General features: G+C 71.1%; 17 protein-coding genes. 12 read left to right on the top strand and 5 right to left on the bottom strand.

Translation table 11 applies throughout. From position 1 onward, the window contains the following. Positions 1 to 68 precede the first annotated feature (68 nt). Positions 69 to 917, bottom strand: a complete 849-nt coding sequence (locus tag ACFY36_RS49935) for a sigma-70 family RNA polymerase sigma factor (RefSeq protein WP_499752978.1) — start codon at positions 915 to 917, stop codon at positions 69 to 71. Between the two features lie 139 nt (positions 918 to 1056). Here ACFY36_RS49935 and ACFY36_RS49930 point away from each other — a divergent pair, with 139 nt between their 5' ends. From ACFY36_RS49930 to ACFY36_RS49920, 3 genes are read left to right on the top strand one after another with little or no spacing between them, the layout of a single operon-like run. Continuing rightward, positions 1057 to 1512, top strand: a complete 456-nt coding sequence (locus ACFY36_RS49930) for a carboxymuconolactone decarboxylase family protein (protein ID WP_499752977.1) — start codon at positions 1057 to 1059, stop codon at positions 1510 to 1512. 55 nt (positions 1513 to 1567) lie between these two features. Beyond that, positions 1568 to 2503 carry a hypothetical protein gene (locus ACFY36_RS49925; RefSeq protein ID WP_499752976.1) on the top strand — a complete coding sequence of 312 codons (936 nt, stop codon included), beginning with the start codon at positions 1568 to 1570 and terminating at the stop codon, positions 2501 to 2503. A 37-nt stretch (positions 2504 to 2540) separates the two neighbouring features. Further along, positions 2541 to 3275 (top strand): 16S rRNA (uracil(1498)-N(3))-methyltransferase, encoded by a 735-nt coding sequence (locus ACFY36_RS49920; RefSeq protein WP_499752975.1) that lies wholly within the window; start codon positions 2541 to 2543, stop codon positions 3273 to 3275. Here the strand turns inward: ACFY36_RS49920 and ACFY36_RS49915 are convergent. Both ACFY36_RS49915 and ACFY36_RS49910 read right to left on the bottom strand, forming a co-directional pair. Further along, on the bottom strand, positions 3263 to 4108 hold the full coding sequence (locus tag ACFY36_RS49915; protein WP_499752974.1) for a hypothetical protein: 846 nt from the start codon (positions 4106 to 4108) through the stop codon (positions 3263 to 3265). The genes ACFY36_RS49920 and ACFY36_RS49915 overlap by 13 nt on opposite strands. After that, the gene (locus tag ACFY36_RS49910) at positions 4108 to 4482 is read right to left on the bottom strand and encodes an S-adenosylmethionine decarboxylase (protein WP_498657698.1); all 375 of its coding nucleotides are present in this window, start codon (positions 4480 to 4482) and stop codon (positions 4108 to 4110) included. The genes ACFY36_RS49915 and ACFY36_RS49910 overlap by 1 nt, the downstream gene beginning before the upstream one ends. A 157-nt stretch (positions 4483 to 4639) precedes the next feature. Here ACFY36_RS49910 and ACFY36_RS49905 point away from each other — a divergent pair, with 157 nt between their 5' ends. The 6 genes from ACFY36_RS49905 (at position 4640) to ACFY36_RS49880 (ending at position 11535) form a co-directional block, all read left to right on the top strand. Next, positions 4640 to 5668: an iron chelate uptake ABC transporter family permease subunit gene (locus tag ACFY36_RS49905; protein WP_499752973.1), complete on the top strand. Its 1029-nt coding sequence runs from the start codon at positions 4640 to 4642 to the stop codon at positions 5666 to 5668. 322 nt (positions 5669 to 5990) lie between these two features. Continuing rightward, positions 5991 to 7025: a FecCD family ABC transporter permease gene (locus ACFY36_RS49900; protein WP_499752972.1), complete on the top strand. Its 1035-nt coding sequence runs from the start codon at positions 5991 to 5993 to the stop codon at positions 7023 to 7025. Continuing rightward, positions 7022 to 7816, top strand: a complete 795-nt coding sequence (locus tag ACFY36_RS49895) for an ABC transporter ATP-binding protein (RefSeq protein WP_499752971.1) — start codon at positions 7022 to 7024, stop codon at positions 7814 to 7816. The genes ACFY36_RS49900 and ACFY36_RS49895 overlap by 4 nt, the downstream gene beginning before the upstream one ends. Further along, positions 7813 to 9339, top strand: a complete 1527-nt coding sequence (locus ACFY36_RS49890) for an ABC transporter transmembrane domain-containing protein (protein ID WP_499752970.1) — start codon at positions 7813 to 7815, stop codon at positions 9337 to 9339. The genes ACFY36_RS49895 and ACFY36_RS49890 overlap by 4 nt, the downstream gene beginning before the upstream one ends. Beyond that, entirely contained in the window at positions 9336 to 11066 is a 1731-nt protein-coding gene (locus ACFY36_RS49885; RefSeq protein ID WP_499752969.1) for an ABC transporter ATP-binding protein, read from the top strand. The genes ACFY36_RS49890 and ACFY36_RS49885 overlap by 4 nt, the downstream gene beginning before the upstream one ends. A gap of 40 nt (positions 11067 to 11106) precedes the next feature. Beyond that, positions 11107 to 11535: a response regulator gene (locus ACFY36_RS49880; protein ID WP_499752968.1), complete on the top strand. Its 429-nt coding sequence runs from the start codon at positions 11107 to 11109 to the stop codon at positions 11533 to 11535. On the opposite strand, the gene ACFY36_RS49875 is transcribed toward ACFY36_RS49880, so the two are convergent. Together ACFY36_RS49875 and ACFY36_RS49870 are read right to left on the bottom strand one after the other, a co-directional pair. Further along, complete coding sequence (locus ACFY36_RS49875) at positions 11518 to 12468, bottom strand: ABC transporter substrate-binding protein (protein ID WP_499752967.1); 951 nt, start codon at positions 12466 to 12468, stop codon at positions 11518 to 11520. The two genes, ACFY36_RS49880 and ACFY36_RS49875, sit on opposite strands and share 18 nt — an antisense overlap. 33 nt (positions 12469 to 12501) lie before the next feature. Further along, positions 12502 to 14871, bottom strand: coding sequence for a beta-glucosidase family protein (locus tag ACFY36_RS49870; protein WP_499752966.1), 2370 nt, complete (start codon positions 14869 to 14871; stop codon positions 12502 to 12504). A gap of 51 nt (positions 14872 to 14922) precedes the next feature. Between ACFY36_RS49870 and ACFY36_RS49865 the strand changes: the two genes are divergently transcribed. From ACFY36_RS49865 to ACFY36_RS49855, 3 genes are all read left to right on the top strand, one after another. Then, positions 14923 to 15276, top strand: coding sequence for a histidine triad nucleotide-binding protein (locus tag ACFY36_RS49865; RefSeq protein ID WP_499752965.1), 354 nt, complete (start codon positions 14923 to 14925; stop codon positions 15274 to 15276). Continuing rightward, positions 15273 to 16649, top strand: coding sequence for a serine hydrolase domain-containing protein (locus ACFY36_RS49860; RefSeq protein ID WP_499752964.1), 1377 nt, complete (start codon positions 15273 to 15275; stop codon positions 16647 to 16649). Before ACFY36_RS49865 ends, ACFY36_RS49860 begins: the two co-directional genes overlap by 4 nt. 149 nt (positions 16650 to 16798) lie before the next feature. Beyond that, positions 16799 to 17875 (top strand): PhoH family protein, encoded by a 1077-nt coding sequence (locus ACFY36_RS49855; RefSeq protein ID WP_499752963.1) that lies wholly within the window; start codon positions 16799 to 16801, stop codon positions 17873 to 17875. Positions 17876 to 17889 lie beyond the last annotated feature (14 nt).

The raw sequence follows: 17889 nt of genomic DNA, 5'->3' as shown, positions 1-17889 counted from the left end.
GCCCGGCCGCCGGCCGAACGCCGCGCGGGCTCCGGCGTGGTTTGGGCGGGCCTGGTCCGGTGTTGCGGCTACAGCGGGTTGATCGTCAGCGTGGACAGGTGGGAGGGGTCGGCTATGGCTTGCATGGCGGTGATGTGGCCGGACTCGAAGGTGAGCAGGACGGCGATTCGGGTCTTGCCGCCTGGGGCTACGGCGATGCCCACGGTGCCGTTGATGAGGGCGGTGACTGCGGCTGCGGCTCGGCCCGAGAAGAACTGGGCCACGAGGGTTGAGCCCTCTACCTCGGCGGGGGCGCCCAAGCGGCGGCCGGCCTCGTCCACCCGGAGGCGGACGTCGGGGTCCAGCAGGCTCAGCAGTTTGACGAAATCGCCGGCCCGGGAAGCGGCCAGGAAGGCGTCTACGAGGTCACGTCTGGCCGGCTGATCCGCGGGTGCGGGCTGTGGTGAGGGGGACTGGATGCGGCGGCGGGCTCGGCTGGCCAACTGGCGGGTGGCTTCGGGGGAGCGGGCGACTATGGGGGCGATCTCGTCGAACGGTACGGCGAAGAGGTCGTGCAGGACGAAAGCCAGGCGCTCCACGGGGGACAGTGTTTCCAGGACGACCATCAGGGCCAGGCCCACCGAGTCGGCCAGCAACGTCTCCTGTTCGGGGGTGGGAGCCGTGGGGTGTGTGGGAGGTTCGGTCTCGTAGGAATCCTCGCGGCGCGTGGTTCGGGAGCGCAGCATGTCCAGGCAGACCCGGCCTACCACCGTGGTCAGCCAGGCGTCCAAATTGTCGATCGTGTCGGGGGCGGTGCGGTTCAGGCGCAGCCAAGCCTCCTGGACGGCGTCCTCCGCCTCGGTTGTTGAGCCGAGCATGCGGTGGGCCACGGCTCGCAAGCGTGGGCGGTTCGCCTCGAAGCGGTCATGCACGTCCATCCTCTGGTGCCTTTCTGACGACGATCGTGACCGATTCATGTGGCGGGCGCCACATCGGTCACAGAGTGGCTCTCCGGTCCGTCGACCTGCCGACGGATGAGAACGCGCGGATGTGACGCGCCCAGTCGGAGGAGACATCATGCAGGCACGGCTCGAGAACCCGGCGGAACTGCTTCCGGACGCGGTCAAGGCGATCAACCTGCTCTACAAGGCGGCGCACTCGGCGGGAGTGCCCAGCAGCACTCTGGAACTGGTGCATCTGCGGGCCAGCCAGATCAACGGCTGTGGGCCCTGCGTCGACTCGGGAGCGCGGGCCGCCCGCAAGAACGGTGAGACGGACGAGCGGCTCTTCGCGATCGCCGTGTGGCGCGAGACGCCGTACTTCACCGATGCCGAACGGGCGGCGCTCGCCCTGGCCGAGTCGGCGACGCGGCTTGCCGACCGGTCCGATGCTGTGCCGGACGACGTCTGGGACGAGGCGGCCAAGCATTTCGACGACAGTGGACTGGCGGCGATCGTGTTGTGGATCGCCACCACGAACCTGTTCAACCGGATCAATGTGACGACCCGGCAGCAGGCGCCGCAGAATTGGTGAGGCATCGGCCGTTCGGCCATGGAGCCGCACGTGGTTACGGGACTAGCATTCCGTCATGACGGGGAGCGATGTCCCCCGCGGCGTTCGGGTGATCACGTTGCTGGCCTGGCTGATGGTGCCGGCCGGAGTGCTGCTGGTGTCCGCCGGGGTGCTCGACCTGACGTGGTGGGCTTCCGGCGACGCCGCGCGGCTGACCGCGATCATGACCGAGATCAAGGATGAGTACGGGGTCAACGAGCCCGCGCTCCTGCGGAACGGCGACGGAGCGGTCACCTTGATCGTTCTGGGGATCGCCGCCATGGCGTACGGAATGTTGGCCCCGATGATCCGTCGCGGCCGGAGATGGGCGCGGAGTTGGGCGCTCGGGGTGGGGTTCGCGTTCTTCCTGATCGCGATCATGGGCATCGGGGCCGACGCGAGCCAGCCGAGCTATCTGCGGGACTACTACGAGACGCTGACCTGGACCACGCAGACGGAGCGGATCGCCGAGATCAAAGCGGTGCTCTATCCGGCCTGGTACCAGTGGTTCGAAGACTTCGCTCAAGGGCTGGGCGCGCTGGCCGCCCTGGCCGTCGTGGTCGGACTGTCGTGGGCGGCGGTGGCACACGCCGACCACTTCGTGGGGTTCCGTACCGGCGCGGCCACCACCGACGGCAAACCGGACGAGTGGGACGCCGCGCTGACCCGCATCCGCAACAGCGGCGGCATCGACGCGGTCCGGGACGACGAGAGGCGCGGCGGCCCGGCGACAGGCCGCAGCGGCTCGCCGACGGAACGCAGCGGCTCGCCGACAGAACGCGGCGGCGGCGGGGCGGTCGCGGGCGCCACGGCCGGGATGAACGGCAGCCGTGACGCCGGCGGCTCGATCAACGGACGCGGCGCGGTCAGCGGAGGCGGTGCGGTCGGGTACGACGACGACATCGACCGGCTCTACCGGCGGCCGCCCAGGAAGAACGGGAACGCCGGGCCCGAGACGGGGAAGGGTGACTGAGCGGCGGAGTGGCAGCGCGGTTCGGTAGCGTGCGGGAGTGTCTGCGCCGCTCTTCCTGGTTGATGCCCTGCCCGTCGGGGCCACCTGCACGCTTGACGGGCCCGAGGGGCACCACGCCGCCACCGTTCAGCGGCTCCGGGCCGGTGAGCCGCTGATCCTCGCCGACGGGCGTGGCGGCAGCGTGACCGCGCGTGTGACCGCGGTGGGCAAGGGCAGCGTCGACGTCGAGGTCGTCGAGCGCGAGCTGGTGCCGGCGCCCGATCCGCGTCTGGTCGTCGTGCAGGGCATCGCCAAAGGTGACCGTGGTGAGCTGGCCGTGCAGGCGATGACCGAGATCGGCGTCGACGAGATCCTGCCGTGGGCGGCGTCCCGGTCGGTGGCCCAGTGGCGTGGCGATCGGGGCTTCAAGTCGCGCGACCGCTGGGCGTCGACCGCCCGCGAGGCGGCCAAGCAGGCCCGCCGCGCCTGGCTGCCCGAGGTCGGCGGCGATCCGGACTGCTCGACCAAGCAGGTCACCAGCCGGCTCTCCGAGGCCGCCGCGGCCTTCGTCCTGCACGAGGAGGCCACCGAACGTCTCACCACAGCGGACCTGCCGGGACAGGGGGAGATCGTTCTGGTGGTCGGTCCCGAGGGTGGCATCAGCGACGCCGAGCGCGACACCTTCGTACAAGCCGGTGCCGTTGCCGTTCGTCTCGGCCGTGAAGTGCTGCGCACCTCGACGGCGGGCGTCGCGGCCCTCTCGGTCCTCTCGGCCCGGCTTCAGCGCTGGTAGGGCGCCGTCAAGGGGCGGCGGCGCTCCAGACCCGGAAGGGCGATGTGCGCGTCCAGGCCCGAGCCGGTGGAGACCTGGTGCGAGATCTTGGCGCCCAGGCGGCGGATCACCAGGCGGCGGAGGCCCTTGGCGCGGATCTCGCCGCTGAACGGGGCGCCCAGGCGGCGGAGCAGGCGGCTCTGCCGAGCCAGGGACGGCTCGATCTCGGCGAATGGCACGTGCAGGGCCATCGTCGACGGCGAACCGAGGTAGGCGAACGGGACCGAACCGGCCATCGGGACGAACGGAACGCCCAGGAGGGCCAGGTTGCGGTGGGCCCGGTGGTCCAGCAGGGCGACGAGATGCCGTACGCCGGCGCGGTGTCCCGCCTTGAGGAACGTGCGATAGAGCAGCGAGCTCACCATCAGGCCCGACTTCCCGCCCCGATAGGCGGGCAGCACGCCGACGGTGGCGAAGTCCCAGATCCGGCCGTCGTGCATCTGGTGCGCGGCGACGATCTCGGACAGGTCCTGGCCGATCAGGTCGGGCGCCTCGTCGAGCGTCTTTCCGCCGCCGTCGATCACGCGCCCGGCGCCCGCCGGCATGCCGGTGCGGCGGTCGAGGACCAGAAAGAAAAGGCTGCTTTCCTCGTACGGGCCGTACTCGGCGGCCATCTCGTCGGCGTCGTTGCCGAACGTCTGCTCGAACACCTGGCGCTCGACCGTGCGGGCCACCCCGGCCATCGGGTCGGACGGGCCGACGGCCAGGGCGACGAAGCGGCCGGCCGACGGGTGCGCGTCCAGCGCGGCGGCGGAGAGCAGGCTGACCTCGGAGAACGAGAGCGAGTAGGACATCAGAAGCCCTTCGCGACGATCTCGGTGGTGCGGAAGTACTCGGCCGTGAACGCCACGACCTTCTCCGGGTCGAAGGCCTTGCAGGTGTAGATGTCGACGCTGAAGAACGAGACCGGGCGCTCCCACGAGTAGAAGTGGGCGCCCGAGGTCTCCCAGTGGATCCAGCCGGCCCAGCCGTACAGGTCGCTGCAGTGGGTCACCGGCTCGATCAGCGTGATCATGTCGGTCACGACCGAGAGCTTCGACAGGTAGTCCTTGATGTGCTCGGCGGTGATCACATACGTGGGGTAACCCTCCACGACAAGACGCTGACGGTGGATCATCGGCGCGAGGTCACGGTACGTGGCGTCGGCGTGCAGGACGGGGAGCGTCATGGGAGCGTTCCTTACGGGTGAATCGGACCAACCAGGCGTCTCCCACTATAGGCTGAAATTACGGAGAGTGAAAGCGGCTCTCATCACACAGAGTCACAAGATCGCCGAACATGAAGGTGATCACGGAACGGAGAGTTGGTTAGGCTAGCCTTCCGTCATGGTTCTGACGCGCGCTGCAACATCCGCGCGCCCGGACACCCGGCGCGGCCCGGGACTGGTGGTCGCGATCGCCGTGCTCGCCGCGGTCTGCGCCCTGAGCGTCGCCGTCGGCACCCGGACGATCCCCCCGGGAACGGTCTGGGACGCCTTCGCCCACTACGCCGGCACTGACGACCAGACGATCGTTCGCGAGCTGCGCGTGCCCCGGACCCTGCTCGGACTGCTCACCGGCATCGCGTTCGGGTTGTCGGGCGCGGTCATCCAGGCGGTCACCCGCAATCCGCTGGCCGACACCCAGATCCTCGGCGTCAACTCCGGGGCCTCGCTGCTGATGGTCTTCGCGGTCGGCTTTCTGGGGCTGACCGAGGTGAGCCGGTACCTGTGGTTCGGCTTCGGCGGGGTGGCGGTCGCGCTCATCCTGGTCTACCTGCTCGGCTCGGCCGGGCGTGGCGGTGCGACCCCGATCCGGCTGACCCTGGCCGGCGTCGCGCTCGGGGCGGTGCTCGACGGCGTCTCGGCCGGAATCCGGCTGGTGCGGCCGCGCGCGTTCGACTACCTACGGTTCTGGGACGCGGGCTCGATCGCCGGGCGGCCACTCGACGTGGTCGTCACGATCCTGCCGTTCATCCTGGCCGGCACGCTCCTGGCGGTGCTGGTGGCGAAGGAGCTGAACGCGGTCGCGCTCGGCGACGACCTGGCCCGCACGCTCGGTGCGAACATCACCCGTACCCGGATCCTGGCCGTGCTCTCGGTGATGCTGCTGGCCGGGGCGGCGACGGCGGCGGCCGGGCCGATCGGCTTCGTGGGCCTGATGATTCCGCACCTGGTGCGCGGATTCGCCGGGCCCGATCAGCGCTGGATCTTCGCCTACACGATCGTCTGCGGGCCGATCTTGATGCTGCTGGCCGACATCGCGGGCCGGCTCGTCATCCGGCCCGGCGAGTTGCCGGTCGGGCTGGTGACCGCTTTCGTGGGCGCTCCGGTCTTGATCTGGTGGATCCGCCGGGCCAAGGTCGGTACCCGATGAACGTGGATCAAGCCGGCCGGCGCCGGCACCCGATGAACGCGGCCCGTGGCGGCGGCCGTCGGCGCGCGGTGGACATGGATGGAGCAGTGCGGCGCGCGGTGGGCGCGGATGAGGCGGGTCGGCGCGCGGTGGGCGCGGATGAGGCGGGTCGGCGCGCGGTGGGCGTGGACGGAGCCGGCCGCGGGCGGCGCGTGGTGAGGGTGGCGCGTGGCGGTCGCGGTGGAAGCGCGACAGGCGTGGGTGCGGCCGGTCGGTGCGTGGATGTGGGTGCAGCCGGTTCGAGTGTGGCGAGCTTGGATTCGCCGGGTGGGGCCGGGCGTTCATGAGCGTTGATTTCGGGCGCCGCACGATTGTGCTGCGGCCGGTGGCCCGCGTGCCGGTGCGGCCACTGGTCGTCTGTGTCGTTCTGGCCGGTGTGGCTCTGGCCGTTGCCGTGCTGGCACTGTCCACTGGGGAGTTCACGGTTCCGCCCGGTGAAGTGGTCAAGGCTCTGACCGGGCAGGGCGAGGGGGCGTACCGGCTGGTCGTCGTCGATTGGCGGTTGCCCCGGGTTCTGCTGGCGCTGATCGTCGGAGCGGCGCTCGGCGTGGCCGGGGCGATCTTCCAGGCGCTCACCCGGAATCCGCTCGGCAGTCCGGACGTGATCGGCTTCAACACCGGGGCCTACACGGGGGTGCTGGTCGCCACCGTCACCGTCGGGGCCGGCTACGCCGCCACCGTGACCGGCGCGCTCGTCGGCGGGCTCGCCACCGCGGCCGGGGTCTACCTGTTGGCGTACCGCCGCGGGGTCCAAGGGTTTCGGCTGATCATCGTGGGGATCGCGGTCAGCGCGGTTCTCGTGTCGGTCAACCAGTGGTTCATCATGAAGGTGAAACTCCAGGTGGCCGTGTCGGCGGCGATCTGGGGGCAGGGGACACTCAACGGGCTCGGCTGGCGCAGCGTCGGCCCGGTCGTCGTGGTGCTCGCCGTGCTGGTCGTGGCGTTGATCGCGCTCGGCGGGCGGCTGTCCCTGCTGGAGATGGGTGAGGACGCGGCCGCCGCCCTCGGCGTGCGGGTCGAGGCGTCCCGCCTGGCCTATCTGATCATCGGCGTCGGCCTCACCGCGGCCACCACCGCCGTGGCCGGGCCGATCTCGTTCGTGGCGCTGGCCGCGCCGCAGCTGGCACAACGGCTCACCCGCACGTCCGGGATCGCCATGATGCCCGCCGCGGCGATGGGCGCGCTGGTGCTGGTCGTCAGCGACTGGCTGGCGCAGCACGCCTTCGCGCCGACCCAGTTGCCGGTCGGCGTGGTCACCGTCGCGGTGGGCGGGACCTATTTCGTGTGGATGCTGCTGCGGCAGGGGAGGAAGCAGTGAGTCTCGCGGCGCATGACGTCACGGTCGGCTACGACCGGAAGACGATCAGCGAGCATTTGAGCCTGGAGGTGCCCGAGGGCAGGTTCACGGCGATCATCGGACCGAACGCGTGCGGGAAGTCGACGCTCCTGCGGGCGCTCTCCCGGCTGCTCAAGCCGCGGTCGGGCACCGTCCTGCTGGACGGGGCCGACATCCACGCCAAACCGGCCAAGCAGGTCGCGCGCCGGCTCGGGCTGCTGCCGCAGACCTCGATCGCCCCGGACGGCATCACGGTCGCCGACCTGGTCGCCCGCGGCCGGTTCCCGCACCAGACGCTGATCAGGCAGTGGACCGCGGCCGACGAGGAGGCCGTGGTCGAGGCGATGGCCGCGACCGGGGTCAGCGAGCTCTCCGGCGAACTGGTCGACACCCTCTCCGGCGGGCAGCGCCAGCGGGTCTGGGTGGCCATGGTGCTCGCCCAGCGGACACCTATCGTGCTGCTCGACGAGCCGACCACCTTCCTCGACATCGCCCACCAGATCGAACTGCTCGAGCTGTGCGTACGGCTCAACCGTGAGCAGGGCACGACGATGGTCGCGGTGCTGCACGACCTGAACCAGGCCGCCCGCTACGCCGACCACGTGGTGGTCATGAAGGACGGGCGGATCGTGTCACAGGGCGAGCCCACCGACGTGATCACGGCCGAGCTCGTGGGCGACGTCTTCGGACTGCCGTGCCGGATCATCACCGATCCGGAGGCGGGCAGCCCGCTCGTCATTCCGAGACGCAGCATCCCCCGGCAGCGGCCGTGAACATCCTCTGGCGGGCGCTCGCCCGCAACCGGGGCAAGGTCTCACTCGGCACCTTCCTCATCGGCGTGCACCAGGCCTGCGAGGCGCTGGTGCCGATCCTCATCGGGGTGATCGTCGACCGGGCGGTGGCCACCCGTGACCTGGGCCAGCTGGTGCTCTGGGTAGGCGTGCTGGCGGTGCTCTTCCTGGCCCTGACCACGGCCTATCGCATGGGCGCGCGCCTGCTGATGCGGGCGATCGCCGACGAGGCCCACCTGCTGCGGCTGGAGGTCGCGGCGAAGGTCCTCGACCCGCGGACCGAGGTGCGCACGGGCGACGTGCTGACGATCTCGACGACCGACGCCGACACCACCTCCTATCTGCTGGACTATCTGCCGCGCCTTTTCGGCGCGCTGGTCGCCACGGCCATTTCGGCGGTCGGGCTCTGCCTCATCTCCGTACGGCTGGGACTGGTCGTACTTATAGGGACACCTCTGGTGCTCCTGGCGTTGCAAAGGGCGGCTCCCAGAATCACGAAGCGGGTCGCGGCCCGGCAGGAGGTGGCCGGGCGGGCGGCGTCGCTGGCGACCGATCTGGTGACCGGGTTGCGTCCTTTGCGGGGAATCGGGGCGCAGGAGGCGGCGGCCCATCGCTATCGCGAGGTGAGCGGGGAGTCGCTGGAGGCGACGCTGCGGGCGGCGCGGACGATGGGGCGCTTCCAGGCGGCCTCGTCCACCGTGAGCACGCTGCTGGCCTGCGGGATCGCGATCCTGGCGGGATGGTTCGCGCTGAGCGGGCGGATCACTCCGGGCGAGCTGGTGACCGTGATCGGGCTGGCGGCGTTCCTCGGCGAGCCGTTCGGGACGCTCTCGGCGGCGCCCGGGTGGATCGCGTCGTCGCGGGCCTCGGCCGAGCGGATCGCGTCGGTTCTCTCCGTTTCGCCGGAAAACCCACCCCCAGGTCAAATTCCCATTCCTTCCGTACGGGGTGGGGAGTGCGTCGGCGTGGTGGCCGAGTCGGACGCGGCCGCTCTCGTCGAGCTCTTCGACGACGGTTCACCGGACGTGCTGGTCGCGCCGCATCATCCCGAGCTCTTCTCCGGCACGATCCGGCAGAACCTGATCAACCCGGAGAAATCTGGCCTGGCCGACGTGCTCGGGGCGTCGGCGGCGGACGACGTCGTGGCGGCGCATCCCGACGGACTCGACCACGCGATCGCGGATCGGGGCGCGGCGCTGAGCGGAGGGCAGAGGCAGCGGCTGGCGCTGGCCCGCGCGCTGCTGGCCGAGCCGAAGTTGCTGGTGTTGCACGAGCCGACGACGGCGGTGGACGCGGTGACCGAGCACGCGATCGCACGGGGGATCCGGGATCTGCGGCACCGGCCGGGCTCGACGCTGGGCACGCTGCTGGTCACGACGAGCCCGGCGCTGCTGGCGGTCACCGACCGCGTGATCGTCCTGCGCGACGGCGAGGTGGTGGCCACGGGCACGCACGCGTCGCTGGCCGCCACGGACGAGACCTACCGCGCGGCGGTGCTCCGGTGAGCGATCCTTCTCTGCCCATCGCGTCGACCGGGGAGACGTGGGCCTGGCTCTGCCGGCAGCTGCGGCAGCGCAAGGGGGAGCTGGCCCTCACCTTCGCCGTCGGGCTGGTCGCGGCCGGGGCCTCGGTGGTTCCGGTCACGGCGCTCGGCCGGCTGGTCGATCTCGTACGGGACGACGCCTCGCATACGAGCCTCGTGCCCATCGCCGTGATCGTCGTCGTGGCCGCCCTCATCGGCGGTATCGCGGCCGGCACCACCACCACCCTCGTGAGCCGGCTCGGGGAGCGCATCCTGGCCCGGCTGCGGGAGGAGACCGTCGGGGTCGCGCTGCGCCTGCCGGGGCAGACCCTCGACCGGGCCGGGCGCGGTGACCTTCTCTCCCGGGTCGGCGCCGATGTCGCCGCCGTCGGCAACGCCGCCGGCGAGGTGCTGCCGACCGTCATCTCGGCGCTGTTGCTCGGCGTGCTCAGCCTGGCCGCCATGTTCGGGCTGGACTGGCGGCTCGGCGTGGCCGGGCTCGCCGCCGTACCCTCCTATCTTCTGGCTCTTCGCTGGTATCTGCCGCGGTCGGCGCCGATCTACGCCGCCGAGCGCTCGGCCATCGGCGCCCGCTCGCAGTTGCTCATGGAGAGCCTTCAGGGTGTGCGGACCGTGCACGCCTATCGCCTGGAGCGCCGCCACCTGAACTCGATCGACGACGCCTCGGCCCGGGCCCGTGATCTGTCGGTCGGCGTTTTCACGCTCTTCACCCGGTTCGTCGGGCGGATCAACCGGGCCGAGCTGCTCGGCCTGGCCACGATCCTGGTGGCCGGTTTCTGGTTCGTGCGGGAGGGCTGGGTCACCGTCGGTGAGACCGCGGCCGCGGCCGTGCTCTTCCACCGGCTCTTCAACCCGATCTCGATGATCCTGTTCACCTTCGACGAGATCCAGGCCGCGGGGGCGGGGCTGGCCCGGCTGGTCGGTGTGGGCACGCTGCCGGTCGCGCCGGCGGGGACGGCGCCGTTGCGTACGGCCGAACTGACCTTGCGGAATGTGACCTTCGGCTATGACGATCGGGTCAAGGTGCTCGACGGGATCAGCCTGCGGGTCGCGCCCGGTGAGCGGGTCGCGCTGGTCGGCTCCACCGGCGCCGGCAAGACGACCGTCGCCTCCATCGCCGCCGGCATCCTGCGGCCCTCGGAGGGCACGGCCGCCGTCGGTGGCGTGCCGGTCGACCAGCTCGCGCCCGGCATCGTGGCGATCATCAGCCAGGAGACGCACGTCTTCGCCGGGCCGCTGATCGAGGACCTGCGGCTGGCCGCGCCCTCGGCCGACCGGGAGGAGGCCGAGGCCGCCCTGGAGCGGGTCGGCGCCCTCGACTGGGCCCGCGCCCTGCCCGACGGCCTGGACACCATGGTCGGCGAGGGCGGTCACCCGCTGACCGCCGCCCAGGGCCAGCAGCTCGCCCTGGCCCGGCTCGTCCTGCTCGACCCGGCCGTGGCCGTGCTCGACGAGGCCACCGCCGAGGCCGGCAGCGCCGGCGCCCGGGAGCTGGAGGAGTCCGCGCTGTGCGCCACCAAGGGCCGGACGACCCTGCTGGTCGCCCACCGGCTCACCCAGGCCGCCGGGGCCGACCGGATCATCGTGCTCGAACACGGCTCGGTGCTGGAGGAGGGCACCCACGACGACCTGGTCGCGGCGGGCGGGCGTTACGCCACGCTCTGGTCCGCCTGGCAGAGTCGCGGCTGACTTCGCTCAAGCGCGCCGGGCGGGAGCCGATGGTGGGGCCATGAAGCTGTCCTTCAAGCTGGATGACTCGGGCATGGCGAGCTGGCGCCCGGCCGACGATCCGGTCGTGCTGGTGGCCGACGACGACGAGGACGTCCGCGACCTGATGACGTTCAAGCTCGAGCGGGCCGGCTTCCGCGTGATCGCCGCCGACAACGGCGCGACGGCCCTGGACATGGTCCGCGCGAACCGCCCGGACGCGGTCATCCTCGACATCGACATGCCCGGCCTGGACGGCCTCACCGTCTGCCACCAGTTGCGCGCCTCGGCCGCGACGACCGGCATCCCGGTGCTCATGGTCAGTGGCCGGGCCCGCGACCTCGACGTGGACTTCGGGTTCCACGTCGGTGCCGGTGACTACGTGGTGAAGCCGTTCAAGCCGGACGACCTGCTGCGCCGCCTGCGCCTGCTGCTACTGGGCGGCTCGTGACAGCTGGGGCACCAGCTCGTCGATGGCGTAGAGCAGCGCGTCCGGCCCGCTGTAGGACAGCGCACCGGCCAGCGGCGACTCGAACGGCGTGTAGATCGTGCGGTCCTCGGTCACGACCTTCAGCCGGCTGAAGACCGGCGAGGCCAGCATGGCCTCCTTGGTGGCGCCCTCGACCAGCAGCACGTCGCGGTCGAGCAGGTCGAGGCGTTCCTCGCTGACCTCCTCGCCCTGTTCCTGGGTGGCGAAGCCGAGCGCGTCGAACAGGCTGCGCCGCGGGTCGCCCTGGGGCAGCAGCCAGTGCTGGCCCTTCTCGGGGCCGTAGTCGACGACCAGGGTCTTGCCGGCGAACTGCGGATTGGCCTTCTTGGCCTCGGCCACCTTGGCGTTCACCTTGTCGACCAGGGCCCGCGCCTCGGCCTCTTTACCGAGCGCCTTGCCGGTGGTCAGCGTCTGCACGTCCCAGGGCGTCTCCTCGTCGGGGTACTTCGACGACTGGATCACCGTGGGCGCGATCTGGGACAGCTTCTCGTACGTCTCCTTGGTCACCGTCTCGTAGATGGCCAGGATGAGATCGGGCCGCTCCTTGATGATCGCCTCGTAGTTGATCTCGGCCGAGAACGTCGGCAGCTTGGCGCCGTTCAACTTCGCCGAGACCCAGGGGTACGACGGGTACTCGGTGAACCATTCCCGGGTGCTCACCGGAGTCGTGCCGAGCGACAACGCGAAGTCCTGGTCGTTCCAGCCGACCGTGACGACGCGCCGCGGCTCGGCCTTGATCGTGGTGCTGCCGAACTTGTGCTCGATCGTCACCGGGAACGCCGCCGCCCCGGCCGGCGTGACGGCGGCCGGGGCGGAAGTGTCGCCCCCGCAGGCGGCCAGGCCGGCACTCAGCAGTGCCGCGGCCGCCAGCGAGGCGAGGGCGCGAAGTCTCATCGAAAGTGCTCCTCACTGAAAAGTGAGGTTAGGCTACCCTTCGATCGACAGGGTGGCGGTCACCTGTGGGGCGTCCACCGCGCGGCCGGCGATGATCCGGTACTCGCCAGGCATCCGCTTCCAGCCGCCGTCCCAGATCTCGAAGACGCGCGGGCGCAACGGGATCCGTACGGTCACCGTCTCCTCCGGGTGAGCCTCCACGTTGGCGAAACCGGCCAGCCAGCGCTCCGGCCGGTTCGGGTCGACCGGCGACGGCCCCACGTAGATCTGCACGACCTCCCGGCCGGTCCGCGCGCCCGTGTTGGTCAGGGTCACGACCGCCTCGCTCTCGTTGACGGCCATCTCCTCGTACCGCCAAGAGGTGTAACCCAGACCGTGACCGAAGGCGTAGAGAGGCGCCACGCCCGAGCGCAACCAACCCCGATAACCCACAAAGACGCCTTCGTCGTACGACACCACGCCGTCGCGCGGCTCGACGGCCAGCACCGGGCAGTCCTGCTCCTCGCGCGGCCAGGTGGTGGGCAGGCGCCCGCCCGGCTCGGCCACCCCGAGCAGCACGTCGGCCAGGGCGGCGCCCGCCTCCTGACCCGGGAACCAGGTGAGCAGGACCGCCGCCACCTCCTCGGCCCACGGCATCAGCACCGGGGAGCCGGCGTTCACCACCACGACCGTGCGGGGATTGGCCGCGGCGACCCGCGACACCAGCTCGTCCTGCCGGCCCGGCAGCGCCAGCGACGCCCGGTCGAAGCCCTCCGACTCGACCTGCTCGGTCGTGCCGACCACGACCACCGCCACGTCGGCGCCGGCGGCCAGGCGCACCGCCTCCTCGATCATCCCGTCCGCGTCGGGCGACGGCGGGCGGTGACCCAGCGTGGTGGCGACCGAGTGGGCCAGGCCGCGTTCGAGCGTCTGGCGGAGTACGACCGGCACCGGCACACCGGCGTCGAGCTCGACGGTGACCCGCTGCTCGCGCGGTGACAGGAGGAGGTCGGCGCGGCCCGTGCCCGGCGGGTGCAGCGAACCCTCGTACAACACCTGGGTGTTGACCGTCAGCTCGAACGTGCCGAAGCCGGACACGGCGAAGGTGTGCTCGCCCGCGACGTCCGGGACGAAGGTGGCCTCCAGCACGATGGACTCGACGTCCTGGGGATCGAGGCCGCCGGGCAGCGAGCCGATCCAGCGGACGGCGGCCGGGTTGACCGTGAACGCGTGGGTGCCGACCGTGACCCGGGTGTCCGACCACTGCGGACCGTGGGCGGCCGGGAGGAACGGGCGGGGGTCGGCGCCGATCGCGTATTCGACGTCCACTCCGGACAGAGCCCTCGAGAGGCCGTCGAGCGGGGAGATCGTGTGGGGTGGCGAGACCTGCGCGCTGCCGCCGCCGAGCACCCGGGCGTCGGTCGCGAGAGCGCCGATCACGGCGACCTTCGTGAGGGCGGCCGCTTCCAGGGGAAGGGTGTAGTTCTCGTTCCTGACCAGCACGAACGAGCGCGCCGCGACCTCGCGGGCGACTTCGTCACCATCGTACTTTTCTGGATTTACCGGAATTGGTCCCAGTGCGCCGACCCGTTGCGCCAGCCTCAGGACCCGCCGCACCTTGTCGTCGACGAGTTCCTCGGGCACTTCGCCGTTCTGCACCGCCGCGACCAATTTGCCGCCCCACGGGTTCTCCAGCGCCGGCATGGCGATGTCCAGGCCGCCCAGGGCCGCGCCGACCGTCTCGCGGGCCGCCCGCCAGTCGGAGACGACGATGCCGTCGAAGCCCCACTCGTCCTTGAGGACGCCCTGCTGGAGCGGGCCGTTCGAGGCCATCGGGAGGCCGTTCACGGCGTTGTAGGCGCTCATCACGCCCCAGCCGCCTTCTTCGACGACACGCTCGAACGGCGCCAGGTAGATCTCGCGCAGCGCCCGCTCGGGGATCCGGACGTCGACCTCCATCCGGTCGGTCTCGAAGTCGTTGCCGACCAGGTGCTTGACCGTCGTGCCGACGCCCTCGCCCTGCACGCCGCGCACGAAGCCGGCCGCGATCTCGCCGCTGAGCAGCGGATCCTCCGAATAGCACTCGAAGTGCCGCCCGTTCAGCGGCGTGCGCTGCATGTTGACCGTCGGGCCCAGCAGCACGTGCACACCCTTGCGCCGCGACTCCAGCCCCAGCAGCCGGCCCGCCCGCTCGGCCAGCTCGACGTCCCAGGCCGCGGCCAGCGCCGTCGGGCTCGGCAGCGCGATCGACGGGTCGTCCGGTGCCCAGCCCACGCCGCGTACGCCGATCGGCCCGTCCGACATCACCAGCGAGCGCAACCCGATCCGCTCGATCGCCGGCAGCGACCAGAAGTCCTGCCCGGCCAGCAGCGACACCTTCTCCTCAAGGGTCAACTGCCCGAGCAGCTGCTCGACATCGTCCATGGAAGCGCTCCCATCCCTGTGGTTCACGCGAGTGAGCTTAAGATCCCTCAGGTGGACACCGACTGCCTGTTCTGCCGCATCGTCGCGGGGGAGATCCCTGCGACGGTCGTGCACGAGACCGACACCACCCTCGCTTTCCGGGACATCGACCCCAAGGCGCCGGTGCACGTGCTGGTCATCCCGAAGAGCCATCACCCGGACGTGGTCACCCTCGCGCGGCGGGATCCGGCCGCCTCGGCCGATCTGCTGAGCGCGGCCTCGGCCGTGGCCGAGGCCGAGGGGCTGCTCGCGGACGGTTTCCGGTTGCTCTTCAACACCGGGGTGTACGCCGGGCAGGAAGTGTTCCACGTGCACGGTCACGTTCTCGGCGGCGAGCCGCTCGGGCCCATGCTGGCGCCCCGATGAGCGCCGAGGACCGCTACGAGCGCGCCACCCGCAAGGCACAGGCCGACGGCCGCGTGCCCGCCCTCTCGGTCGCCCTGCACCGGGCCGACCGCGAGCCGTGGGTCTTCACCGTCGGCGACTCCGGAAACCCGGGCCGCCCGCTGACCCCCGACACCCGCTTCCGGATCGGGTCGATCACCAAGACCTTCACCGCCGTGCTGGTCCTGCAGTGCCGCGACGAGGGGCTGCTCGACCTCGACGACCCGATCGCGAAGCACCTCGACGTGCCCGCGCACGGCGACGCCACCGTCCGGCGGCTGCTCTCGCACACCTCCGGGTTCCAGCGGGAGCCGTACGGCGACGTCTGGGACACCCTGATCGCCCCCGACGACGCCGGCCTGATCGCCGAGCTCGACCGGGCCGAGCGGGTGCTGCCCAACGCCCGCCGCTTCCACTACTCCAACCTCGGCTTCGCCGTCCTCGGCCAGCTCGTGGCCAAGCTGCGCGGCGGCACCTGGGCGACCGTGCTCCAGGAGCGGATCCTCGACCCGCTGCGCCTGAGCGCCACCACGCTCGAGCCGCCGGCGCAGGCCGCGGTCGGCTTCATGGTCGACGCGTACTCCGACGCTGCCCGGCCCGAACCGCAGACCGACCTCGGCGGGGTCGGCCCGGCCGCCCAGCTGTGGAGCACGGCGAGCGACATGGCCACCTGGGCGTCGTTCCTGGCCCACCCCGAGCTCGCCGACCCCGACGGCAAGGTGCTGGCCGCGTCGACTCTCGAGGAGATGCGCTTCCCGGCCACCACCACGAACGAGACGCTCTGGAGCATGGGCTGGGGCCTCGGCCTCATCCTGATCCCGCATCCCAAGCGGGTGGTCGACGTCGGCCACGACGGCGCGATGCCCGGCTTCCTGGCCGGCGCCTACGGCCGCCGCGGCAACGGCGTGCCGGCCGGGCTGGCCGCCGCCGTGCTCGGCTCGTCGGGCACGGCCGGCGAGATCAACGACCTGGTGCCGGAGCTGCTGAAGCTCTCGGCCGAGCTCGACCCGGCCGACATCCGGCCGTGGCGTGCGGCGCCGCCGGCCCCGCCGGAGTACCGCTCGATCCTCGGGCCGTGGTGGGGCGAGGGCTCCCAGTTCGTGTTCTCCTGGCACGACGGCGCGCTCCAGGCCCGGTCGGCCGAGGTGCCGGCCGACACACCGCCGGCGGTCTTCGAGCCGCTGCCGGGTCAGCCCGACGTGCTCCGGACCGCCTCCGGCCGTGAGGCCGGGGAGCTGCTGCGACTGACCCGCTCCCCGGGCGGCGAAGTCGTCCGGATGCACTGGGCCACCTATCGGTTCGCCCGCGTGCAGGAGGGCTTCGACGGGGGCCGGGCCTCCGACGGGCCGTTTTGAGGTGCTGCCCGGCGATAATGGCATCGGCGTCCGGGCGGCCGAGCGGATACGATGGCACGATCCTTCGAAGCACGCCGCCGTTGCCCACCAGACGAGGCCAGGGTGACGCAGAGAACGAGAGCAGGTGCGGAGGCCTTCCAGGCCGCCCTATGACCGGTACGCCGAACCCTTCCAGCGCAGGCTCCAGCAGCTCGGCGCGGGTGCAAACCAAGATCTCGGTCGCCGACCCGAAGATCATGGTGAACCTCCTGGGTGCCAAGGACGAAATCCTGCGGCTCATCGAGCGAACTCTCGCCAGCGACGTCCACGTCCGCGGCAACGAGATCACCATCACCGGCGATCCCGCCGAGAACGCCACCGCCGAACGCCTGTTCTCCGAGCTCATCGAGCTCATCGAGAAGGGCGAGACGCTCTCGGTCGACTCGGTGCGCCGCACCGTCGCGATGCTCGAGGACGAGACCGCCGAGCGCCCGGCCGAGGTGCTCACCCTCAACATCCTGTCCCGTCGCGGCAAGACCATCCGTCCCAAGACGCTGGGCCAGAAAAGGTACGTCGACGCCATCGACGAGAACACGATCGTCTTCGGTATCGGCCCGGCCGGTACCGGTAAGACGTATCTCGCGATGGCCAAGGCCGTGCAGGCGCTGCTGGCCAAGCAGGTCAGCCGCCTCATCCTGACCCGCCCGGCGGTCGAGGCGGGCGAGCGCCTGGGCTTCCTGCCCGGCACGCTGAACGAGAAGATCGACCCGTACCTGCGGCCGCTCTACGACGCCCTGCACGACATGCTCGACCCCGAGTCGATCCCGCGCCTGATGGCCGCGGGCACGATCGAGGTCGCCCCGCTGGCGTACATGCGTGGACGGACCCTTAACGACGCGTTCATCATTCTTGATGAGGCTCAGAACACCACGCCGGAACAGATGAAGATGTTCCTGACGCGTCTGGGTTTCGGGGCGAAGATCGTTGTTACCGGTGACGTCACGCAGGTGGACCTGCCGGGTGGGACCACCAGTGGTCTCAAGGTCGTGCGCGAGATCCTGCAAAATGTCGAGGACGTCCACTTCGCCGAGCTGTCCAGCTCCGACGTGGTCCGGCACCGGCTGGTGGCGGAGATCGTCGACGCGTACGCGAGGTACGACGCCGAGCAGGAGCAGAGCTCAACTCAATCCGTCCACGCCGTGCCGGGGCGGGCCGCCAGCGGCGGCCGGTCCGGGCGACGGCGCTGATCCAAGGGGTAAAC

The organism is Actinoplanes sp. NPDC000266 (genome assembly GCF_042899005.1).
Classification (GTDB): domain Bacteria; phylum Actinomycetota; class Actinomycetes; order Mycobacteriales; family Micromonosporaceae; genus Actinoplanes.
This window is presented reverse-complemented; position numbering and strand designations above follow the sequence as displayed.

Bases quoted from the DNA above. Each gene is read 5' to 3' on its own strand.
- ACFY36_RS49935 (WP_499752978.1), bottom strand. From the start codon at position 917: ATGGACGTGCATGACCGCTTCGAGGCGAACCGCCCACGCTTGCGAGCC.
- ACFY36_RS49930 (WP_499752977.1), top strand. From the start codon at position 1,057: ATGCAGGCACGGCTCGAGAACCCGGCGGAACTGCTTCCGGACGCGGTC.
- ACFY36_RS49925 (WP_499752976.1), top strand. From the start codon at position 1,568: ATGACGGGGAGCGATGTCCCCCGCGGCGTTCGGGTGATCACGTTGCTG.
- ACFY36_RS49915 (WP_499752974.1), bottom strand. From the start codon at position 4,108: ATGTCCTACTCGCTCTCGTTCTCCGAGGTCAGCCTGCTCTCCGCCGCC.
- ACFY36_RS49910 (WP_498657698.1), bottom strand. From the start codon at position 4,482: ATGACGCTCCCCGTCCTGCACGCCGACGCCACGTACCGTGACCTCGCG.
- ACFY36_RS49905 (WP_499752973.1), top strand. From the start codon at position 4,640: ATGGTTCTGACGCGCGCTGCAACATCCGCGCGCCCGGACACCCGGCGC.
- ACFY36_RS49900 (WP_499752972.1), top strand. From the start codon at position 5,991: ATGAGCGTTGATTTCGGGCGCCGCACGATTGTGCTGCGGCCGGTGGCC.
- ACFY36_RS49880 (WP_499752968.1), top strand. From the start codon at position 11,107: ATGAAGCTGTCCTTCAAGCTGGATGACTCGGGCATGGCGAGCTGGCGC.
- ACFY36_RS49875 (WP_499752967.1), bottom strand. From the start codon at position 12,468: ATGAGACTTCGCGCCCTCGCCTCGCTGGCGGCCGCGGCACTGCTGAGT.
- ACFY36_RS49870 (WP_499752966.1), bottom strand. From the start codon at position 14,871: ATGGACGATGTCGAGCAGCTGCTCGGGCAGTTGACCCTTGAGGAGAAG.
- ACFY36_RS49860 (WP_499752964.1), top strand. From the start codon at position 15,273: ATGAGCGCCGAGGACCGCTACGAGCGCGCCACCCGCAAGGCACAGGCC.
- ACFY36_RS49855 (WP_499752963.1), top strand. From the start codon at position 16,799: ATGACCGGTACGCCGAACCCTTCCAGCGCAGGCTCCAGCAGCTCGGCG.